Here is an 8,501-nt window from a genome sequence, read left to right on the forward strand (position 1 = left end):
AGGTAATTACTTTTTTGGCTCTTAAAGATGAAAATTATTAAACTGAAAATTGTGACATTATTTATGCAACACTAGTGATTTCCTAAACAGTAAAAAAGAACAGCCAGTTGTAGGCTGTTCTCCTTTTGGATTGAATTACTTACCAATGAACATTTGAGTCCAGTAATTGCCGTTGGCTACATGGCCTACACCGATGTGAGTGTAGCTTGAGTTAAGAATATTAGCACGGTGACCTGAACTGTTCATCCATGCTTTCACTACCTCTTCAGGTGTTGGCTGGCCCATAGCAATATTTTCACCAGCTGATCGATAGTTGATGCCAAACTGTTTCATCATATCAAATGGAGAACCGTAAGTCGGGCTTGTATGGCTGAAATAGCCCTTGCTTTGCATATCACGTGACTTTTCCCTGGCCACTTTGCTCAATTCTGTATCAAGTGCAAGTGGTTTTAAGCCGTTCTTAGCTCTCTCCTGATTCGTTAGCTCCACTACTTTTTGTTCATAGGCACTTACAGCTGATGAAGCAGGTGCTTTCACTGCTGATTCCTGTGAAGGAGACTTAGCTGGTGCCTGTACCGGTGCAGGTGCTTGCGCTTTTGCTGGTTTTTGAACTGGAGCAGGTGCTTGCGCTTTTGCTTCCTTTTGGACCGGTGCAGGTGCTTTTGCTGGTTCCTGCACCTTTACAGGCTTCTCTGCTTTATTCGGTTGAGGAGCTGCTTGCTTCTGAATATTCTTTTGAACTGGTGCTGCTTGCTTCCAAGAGATTTGATAATTCTTGAAATACTTTTGCAGAATAGATTCTACATTCATATTATTGAGGTTCCCGCTTTGATAATAGTAAACCTTTGTCTGTATAGTTGATGCATCTGCTTTATTCATTGCTGGATTGGCAGCGAATAATGCCGCAGCTGCTGCTACCGAAAGAATCAATTTCGTTTTCATTCTTCAATTCCTCCCAAAATATGATTTTTTTCTTTCTGTCTTGCAAACTCATCATATCATGGTTTTTTTGTAATAAACCTGGTTATAAATAGCAATAATACTATTCTATCAAAATATTATTTGAAATATATTCCTGTGCCGCGATAGGAAAGGGATTTCTAATTATTTGCTGGTAGTAAAGTTTTTCTTTTTTTACATTAATTATCCAAGTAAACCTCGAAAAGGAAAAACAAAGGTATTGACACATTTTTTATTCAGTAGCTATTTTGACTTTTTTTTCATTCTTATTACAAACATTAAAAATTTGGCTACGGAAGAAGATTTCGTCGATCCCATAGACTCTTTTTCCTTTATTAAGTTTCAAACCGTACCCATACCTATATTAAATTTAGTAAAGACCGTCCATAAAGGGTGGTCTTTTAATGTTTTCATGAAATCTAAGAAATGATAGTAAATCAATGTTCATTGCCTTTGATCTATTTCGTTTCCCATAAATTACTAAATACATGTTTACATAAACACCATCCAAAAAGAAACAATACAATTGGTAAGTATTCAATAAAAGAAAGAAGGAACTTAAAATGACAACAATAAATGACGTTAAGACTGCTCTAGCGGGATTGAAAAGTGCGCAGGCTAGTTTCGAAACATTTGCGCTAGGTACTGATAATGAACAAGCAAAACAGCTTTATAAACAAGCTGCTCAACAAACACAAACGATTGTTGATAGTATTTCTCCACGTGTTCAAGAAATTGAACAAGAAGAACCTCAATACAAAGAATAGAACGATATCCAAAAGGTTGGTTGATTCAATCAACCAACCTTTTGGATACTTCAATTTGATCGGTTTCAACTAAAGATCATTGAAAGAAACGGAAACCATACTTAGAAAAGAAGAAAAAGCATGATGAAAGAGAGGCAGATATGTCAAATAAGCAAAAGAAACAATTAACACCTGTTCAACAGGAGTATCAAACCCCTAAAAATCAAATCAAAACGATACTTATACAGTGGGGTGGTTTGTGATGTTAACGGGGCATCGCACATGGGTCTTTGATCAAAAGCCCGTTATTATCTCAACTGGAACGGTTGGCGGACCATTTGAAGCAGATGGATTACTTGCTGATGATTTTGATATCCTCCATTCAGACTTATGGCTTGCACAAGATTCCTACGAGAAAGCCCATAGGGTTCTTATTGAAGAAGCCTGTCAAAGAGCTATGGAGAAGGCCAAGCTTCAAAAGGAACAAATTCAATTTTTCCTTGGGGGAGACCTTATTAATCAGATTACTCCTACAAGCTTTGCTTGCCGAACACTAGGTACACCTTACCTAGGATTGTTTGGTGCCTGTTCTACCTCAATGGAGGGACTGGCGCTAGGAGCCTATCTTGTAAACACAAAAGGAGCCAATTATTTGTTAACGGGGGCTTCAAGTCATAACACTTCGGTTGAAAAACAGTTCCGTTATCCGACTGAGTATGGGGGGCAAAAACCTCCTACTGCACAATGGACTGTGACAGGTGCTGGGGTCGCATTATTAAGTGATACCGGAGATGGGCCACGTGTTACGTCTGCTACAATAGGACGTGTCATTGATATGGGATTGACTGATCCATTTAATATGGGGGGAGCGATGGCTCCAGCAGCCGTCGATACGATTGAGGCCCATTTAACCGAACGAAAGCTTGATCCCTCCTATTATGATTTAATTGTAACGGGAGATCTCGGTCGAATTGGACACGAAGTTTCACTTGAATTATTTAAAACGCATGGAACCCCTATACAGGAAGAACAGTATCAGGATTGTGGGCTAATGATATACCGTGAGGGACAGCCGGTTCTAGCAGGAGCTAGTGGCGCCGGGTGTTCAGCAACGGTTGTATATGGTCATTTATTAAACCGTATGAAAAAGGGTGAATTTAAACGAATATTAGTTGTAGCCACTGGGGCTTTATTGTCACCGTTAAGCTTTCAGCAAAATGAAACGATCCCTTGTATCGCTCATGCGGTGTCGATTGAATATGGAGATGAATAACGCCCATGAACCCAAAGGATAAGGAGGATGTAGGATGACTGTAGCATCGAAAGTAAAGCAATCTCTTGCAAGTCTAAAAGGTATTGAAGCTGATTTATCCAGTTTAGCGTTACGGACTCAGGACTATGAATCAAAGCGTACATTGCATGAAACCATGATGGTCGTACATGAGGTGATAACTGATTTGAAAAAACGAGTTGGGGAATTGGAGCGAGAAGAGTTTCAATACAAAGGCTTTTAAGATAAAACATTCTTTTGTAGGAGGGGAAAGTAGTGCCTGAATGGTTAGAGGTGGTAATGCGGTCATTATTATTTGTCGTAGTCCTGTTTTTAATCACAAAATGGTTAGGGAAAAAGCAACTTTCTGAACTTTCTTTTTTTGAATATGTTGTAGGTATTACAATTGGAAGTATTGGCGCAGAAGTTATCACAGGACTTGAACGTAACATATTTAACGGGATTATCGGAATCGTGGTCTTCTCAGCAATACCCTTTTTAGCTGATATGCTTTCCTTAAAAAGCAAAACCTTTCGAGATTTCATAGAAGGGAGAGCAACTGTTTTTATTAAAGATGGGAAAATCATGGAGGAGAATTTAAAAAAGGAAAAATACACAACCGATGAGTTGCTAGAATTGCTTCGAAAAAGGGATATATTTAGGGTAGCTGATGTGGAATTTGCATTATTAGAGCCAACTGGAGATCTGAGCGTTATGCTAAAGAAAGAAAATCAACCATTGACCCCGAAAGATGTAAATTTAACTGTTGCATCTGTTAAGGAACCGCAGACCGTCATTATGGATGGAAAAATCTTGGATGAGCCTTTATCCACGATTGGTCGAAACCGGAGTTGGTTAAAAACGGAGCTTGAAAAACAAGGGGTTACCATTGAGAATGTTTTTCTTGGACAGATAGATTCCTATGGACAATTAACAATTGACCTTTTTGATGATAAAATTCAAGTCTCTTCCCCACAAGAAAAAACTTTAATCCTTTCGACTATGAAAAAGTGCCAGGCGGACCTAGAATTGTTCGCTCTTGGAACAGAAGTAAAGGAAGCTAAGCAAATGTATAGCAAAAATAGTAAAAAATTACAAGAAGCCATTAATAAAGTGACCCCTATTTTAAGAAGGTAATGGTTGTTCATTTCATTATGATGCACGATTAAAAATGTTATTACTTTTATAGTATGCCTAGTCAACATCCACAAAAAATATGCAACGGAAGAACATGTTCTTTTAAATAATTACAAAGAGGTGTTCACAAAGTGAACAACTTTTGTTGGTTAACTTCGTTATTCTCAGGTTTCCAATGATGAAAGGTGAACCCTAAGAAGTCAATATTATCTTTCTTGAAGTTGACCTCTCGGGTTTTTTCCTTTGAAATTTCTAAGTCCAGCTCGTTTAGTTATTCCTTGGTAACGTCTACTGCCCTCCCAATGGAACATTAGATTTAGGAAATAATCACAAATCATCTGTGTATATTCAGTTAATCTTTGTCTTCCATTTTCATGTCGGTAGAGCTACCATCTTCGGGCGCACTAGGATTGCCAACAACAAACTCAATTTTCGGCATATTATGCATGCGTCTTGCAGTCACATGCGAAATAATATAGTAAGTCCCTTCTTCTTCAAACGATTTCTTCAATCGATAGATCCCTTTTTCTGCATGTTCTACAACAATTTTTTCATGTTCCTCCGCTTGAGAACGCCAAATCTCAAATTTAACCTCGTCTGCATCTTTTACTTGTTCCGAACCATAGGAAACTTTCGCCTCGAAGGTAATTTCTTCCCCCTTCTCTGCTCTCTCAGGATTGGCTGTCAGATTGACTTCTAAAAATTGCGGCTCTTCTTCAGGTGGAGCTTGAGTACAAGCTGTTGTTAACAGCCCAAGCACCACCGCTATAATTGTTATCCAGATTCGTTTCATTCTTTTTCCCTCTCTTATAGCTTTCTAAAGTACGAACTAATAATTCTTTTGATCACTCTATTACCGGAAAATAGAGATGAATGGTAGTACCTTTTCCGAGCTCGCTCGTAATCTCCATCCTACCATCATGAAGCTTTACTAATTTATCCACGATAGCCAGCCCCAATCCTGTTCCACCATCTGATCGAGATCTTGCCTTATTTACTCTGTAAAAGCGATTTGTCAGCTTGGCAATATCTTCAGCCGGTATTCCAGTCCCTGTATCCTGGATTTCAACTGCGCAGCCATACAGATGTTTGTAAAGCCTGATGGAGATCATTCCATCTTTTTCAGTATAGCGAATAGAGTTATCGATGATATTCTGCAAGATTTGTTCGAGCCTGCCTTCGTCTCCGTTAATAATGATATCTGGATCGAGATTCAGTGACAGGCTGATATTTTTTTCCCTCATAGCAGGTCCATATTTGAGAAGAAAATCTTCAATAAGCTGAGCCAGTGAAAACGGGCTTTTTACAAGCTTGTATTCTTCGGCATCCAGCCGTGAAAGATCAAGTAAGTCCTCGACGATTTTCACGATTCGGCCAGACTCCCTGTTGATGAGTTTTAAGTATTTATTTCTTTCTTCAGGATCTTTGATTATTCCTGCTTCCAATGCTTCACTATAACCTTTTATATAGCTGATAGGGGTCCTCAGTTCATGGGATACATCCGCAAGGAACTCGCGCTTTTTTTCATCTTCCTTTTGAACGGATTCAGACATATGGTTAAAGGCCTTGGCAAGCTCGCCAATCTCATCATTCGATTGAATGTCCACACGGGCCGAATAATCTCCATCAGATACTTTTTCGGCTGCCTGTTTCATTGCGGCAAGCGGCCTTGTAAGCCGGTGAAGCATTTTAAACCCAAGAAAAGCGCCTATAACAATAAACAGTACTCCGCCAATCAGCCAGAGGATCGAAAAATCAACGGTTAATTCGGAAATCTTTGCTAACGGAACATATAAGTAAATAATCCCTTCCAGCCTGCTGTGATCAAGCAGAGGAATAGCCACCGCAAGAATTTTGCGCCCGAATCTCTCTTCGAAACCAGATTTTATTACTGGCTCACCTTTTAATAACTGCTGCCGTTCATCTTGGCCAATTAGTGTCTGATAATCAATCGCATAGGGCAGACAGGCACTTAACTCTTTAGGATTGCTGACTAGAAAAACCTCTGATTCTGATTTTTCATTGTACCACTCCACTTGTTGCTTCATATCCTCCGACAGCGGTCCACCTTGATAGTCGCTTGCAAGGCGGAACCCTTCTTCCAATAACGATTGTTCCACAATATCGACATACAGTTTCTCATAAAATAGGTAAGATAAGAAAAACGAATAGAAAACCGTGATCAAGATTGTCACAGTTACCGTCAGCCATAACTTTTTAAATAGGCTGTCTGAAAAAGTGGTCATCCTGCCGGCACCTCAAACATATATCCGACTCCCCATATCGTTTGTATGTAATCACCTGTACCAAGTTTCATACGCAGTGTCTTAATATGAGTATCCACGGTTCTTAAACTGCCATGGTAATCCATTCCCCATACATAATCTAGCAGTTGTTCTCTACTAAGGGCCTGGCCCTGGTGCTTAACGAGAAAGACAAGCAGCTCAAATTCTTTAAGCGTCAGCGGAATAATTTCACTGCCAACACTAACCCTTCTTCCCTTTTGATCGATCGTGATTTTTCCAACATTCATTTTCTCATCTTCATTCTTAACAAATGAAGTCCTTCTTAACAGTGCATTGATTCTTGCTACTAGCTCTCCTGGACTAAATGGCTTAACTATGTAGTCATCCCCTCCTAGCTGGAGACCCTTCACTTTATCCCATTCCTCTCCTTTAGCTGATAAAAAGATGATTGGAAGCTGGGAAAAAGCTCGTATTTTTCCACAGACAGCAAAGCCATCCTCATATGGCATCATAATATCAAGAATCACCAGGTCGAAAGGTTGTTCTTGCAGCTTCCTTAAGCCTTCTACGCCATCTGCTGCATGAACACATGAAAAACCTGAATTTTCCAAATACATTTGAACGAGATTACGCATATCCTCTTCGTCATCGATGATCAGAACTTTTACGGAATTCATCTGGTTATCTCTCCCTCGTAACTATTTGAAATGGGCCATCGCCAACTTTCAGCGTCTTTTCTATTTTTAAGCTTTCGGGATTAATGATATACACCTCGTTGCTATCATAACCAGCAACAATCAGCTTATCCTCAAAGGCTTCCATTTCAAACGGATTTGCACCTACTTTGATTGAATCTTCCTTTTTTCCGTCACCCGATAATTTATACAGCGTATTGGATCCATGGCTCAAAACAAAAATATCGTCTGCGATTTTTGTAAAATCCACTGGCATGACAGGAGCGGGGATCTCTTTTTTTAACGTTCCGGTTGCCAAATCATAAATATGAATCCGCTCTTCGATTTCGGTTCCTTTACCATGTCCGCCAATCCATAACTCGTTTTTTTCTGTATTCATGACAGCTCCTGCTGCTGCAGGGTGAACTTTAAATCCTGGAAGCTTCTCATTTTTCTGTAAATCAATAACAGTAACCTTCTCCTGGTTGTAGCTGACAACATAAAGTTTGTCCTCTGCTTCAAGCATGGTCAAAGGGTCTTTTATCGCTCCCACCTCATTTACTTCTTTCCCATTAATATCAAAAAAGCGGATGCTCTCACGATTTTGATCAGCAAAAGCTATTTTCCCATCCCCTACTAACAAAGAGTTAACGATCCCTTCCCCTGTTTCCCAAGAATCAATTTTTTCCCCTTTGCTTAATGAATAAAGATCAGCCGTATCCAAGGTTTTTCCGTATAATAGAAGCGTATCCTTATCTGGAAGGATCATTCCGCCAATATAGGGGCGGTCAACCTCCCAATCAGGCAATTTTTCTTCTTGATCCATATCATAAAAAGAAACGGTCATTTCCTTAATATTCACTGTCGATATAATAGAAGAATCCTTTGAAATTGGTGTATATGATTCGAAAGAACAGGCAGATAACAAAGCAGTGAAAACCACTGCCGCTAACAAATTAGTCCGCTTCATAATGAACTCCTTTTCTTCCACAAGTATCTTCAATCATTATATCGCTAATTTGTGATAAAACTATGAAATCGACCGTAGCTGAACGAGCAAAAGATCATGCAAAAAGAGACAGCCTTGGCCGTCTCTTTTGTATTATTATTCAGTTGGACCTTGCCAGGACATCATGCCGCCTTGCATATTAATCACATTATATCCGTAATACTCAAGAAATTGTGTTGCTCTTGAACTGCGGGCCCCAGAGTGGCAAACCAATACATACGTTTTGTTTTTGTCCAGTTCGTTCATCCTGAACTCAATAAGTCCGAGCGGAATATGAATCGCACCAGGAATTTTCCCTTGGGCAACTTCACTTACCTCGCGAACGTCGACAACTTCAAATTCATTAGAATTTAATTTTTTTTGCACTTCTATATAAATGGAATTAAAGGATTTTAGGAATATTCGTCCAATTATTATAGGTAAATAAAACCTATGGGAAGGCGGACAAATAATGAAAAT

General features: G+C 39.4%; 10 protein-coding genes. 4 read left to right on the top strand and 6 right to left on the bottom strand.

Translation table 11 applies throughout. From position 1 onward, the window contains the following. Positions 1-135 precede the first annotated feature (135 nt). A complete protein-coding gene (locus tag UB32_RS14170) occupies positions 136-942 on the bottom strand; it encodes a CAP domain-containing protein (RefSeq protein ID WP_044394684.1) in 807 nt (268 codons plus the stop codon). Between the two features lie 581 nt (positions 943-1,523). Between UB32_RS14170 and UB32_RS14180 the strand changes: the two genes are divergently transcribed. The 4 genes from UB32_RS14180 (at position 1,524) to UB32_RS14195 (ending at position 4,113) form a co-directional block, all read left to right on the top strand. Next, positions 1,524-1,727 (top strand): DUF1657 domain-containing protein, encoded by a 204-nt coding sequence (locus tag UB32_RS14180; RefSeq protein WP_044394689.1) that lies wholly within the window; start codon positions 1,524-1,526, stop codon positions 1,725-1,727. A gap of 241 nt (positions 1,728-1,968) precedes the next feature. Continuing rightward, the gene (gene spoVAD, locus UB32_RS14185) at positions 1,969-2,979 is read left to right on the top strand and encodes a stage V sporulation protein AD (RefSeq protein ID WP_044394691.1); all 1,011 of its coding nucleotides are present in this window, start codon (positions 1,969-1,971) and stop codon (positions 2,977-2,979) included. A gap of 34 nt (positions 2,980-3,013) precedes the next feature. Beyond that, positions 3,014-3,220 (top strand): DUF1657 domain-containing protein, encoded by a 207-nt coding sequence (locus UB32_RS14190; RefSeq protein WP_044394693.1) that lies wholly within the window; start codon positions 3,014-3,016, stop codon positions 3,218-3,220. 32 nt (positions 3,221-3,252) lie between these two features. Further along, positions 3,253-4,113, top strand: a complete 861-nt coding sequence (locus UB32_RS14195; protein ID WP_044394696.1) for a DUF421 domain-containing protein — start codon at positions 3,253-3,255, stop codon at positions 4,111-4,113. Positions 4,114-4,465: 352 nt separating this feature from the next. Here the strand turns inward: UB32_RS14195 and UB32_RS14200 are convergent, their stop codons facing one another. The 5 genes from UB32_RS14200 to UB32_RS14220 form a co-directional block, all read right to left on the bottom strand. Next, positions 4,466-4,906, bottom strand: a complete 441-nt coding sequence (locus tag UB32_RS14200) for a FixH family protein (RefSeq protein ID WP_044394698.1) — start codon at positions 4,904-4,906, stop codon at positions 4,466-4,468. A 52-nt stretch (positions 4,907-4,958) separates the two neighbouring features. Beyond that, on the bottom strand, positions 4,959-6,359 hold the full coding sequence (locus UB32_RS14205) for a sensor histidine kinase (protein WP_044394701.1): 1,401 nt from the start codon (positions 6,357-6,359) through the stop codon (positions 4,959-4,961). Further along, positions 6,356-7,036, bottom strand: coding sequence for a response regulator transcription factor (locus UB32_RS14210; protein WP_044394703.1), 681 nt, complete (start codon positions 7,034-7,036; stop codon positions 6,356-6,358). Before UB32_RS14210 ends, UB32_RS14205 begins: the two co-directional genes overlap by 4 nt. Positions 7,037-7,040: 4 nt before the next feature. Further along, positions 7,041-8,003: a hypothetical protein gene (locus UB32_RS14215; RefSeq protein ID WP_044394705.1), complete on the bottom strand. Its 963-nt coding sequence runs from the start codon at positions 8,001-8,003 to the stop codon at positions 7,041-7,043. A gap of 135 nt (positions 8,004-8,138) precedes the next feature. After that, positions 8,139-8,420, bottom strand: a complete 282-nt coding sequence (locus tag UB32_RS14220) for a rhodanese-like domain-containing protein (RefSeq protein ID WP_044394707.1) — start codon at positions 8,418-8,420, stop codon at positions 8,139-8,141. Positions 8,421-8,501: the final 81 nt, after the last annotated feature.

It is taken from the genome of Mesobacillus subterraneus, assembly GCF_000934845.1.
Classification (GTDB): Bacteria; Bacillota; Bacilli; order Bacillales; family Cytobacillaceae; genus Mesobacillus; species Mesobacillus stamsii.